This window comes from Enterobacter cloacae complex sp.6700776, assembly GCF_048284255.1.
GTDB lineage: Bacteria > Pseudomonadota > Gammaproteobacteria > Enterobacterales > Enterobacteriaceae > Enterobacter > Enterobacter intestinihominis.
This window is the reverse complement of sequence record NZ_JBLVYK010000300.1, coordinates 1-267: the sequence shown is the minus strand read 5'-3', so window position 1 is coordinate 267 and position 267 is coordinate 1. Positions and strand designations below refer to the sequence as shown.

Genomic DNA, 267 nt, shown 5'->3' with positions numbered 1-267 from the left:
AAGTAAAGGCATAGTAGAGGTTCAGAGTAATAGTATTTTCTCTCCAATTGTTAATGTTGACTATCTGAATGAATCTTTTGGTGGTGAAATAGTTATCAAGTGTAATCTGGAGGAATATTCGGATGATGAATTGGTCACGGAATTTAAAGAGTTAATTAAGTATTGGCGAGCAGAGGCAGGAATAGAAGAGCCAGATAGAGCCAATAATAGAATAGGTCTTTCTACCCTAAAGAAATTAATCACATATAAGGCTATCCCTTTTATAGA

General features: G+C 34.5%; 1 protein-coding gene. It reads left to right on the top strand.

Features of this window, described 5'->3' with window-relative positions; all coding sequences use genetic code 11:
- Positions 1 to 267, top strand: a 267-nt coding sequence (locus ACNQ0T_RS24345) for a DUF6387 family protein (protein WP_417930511.1), incomplete at both ends; no start/stop codon positions are given.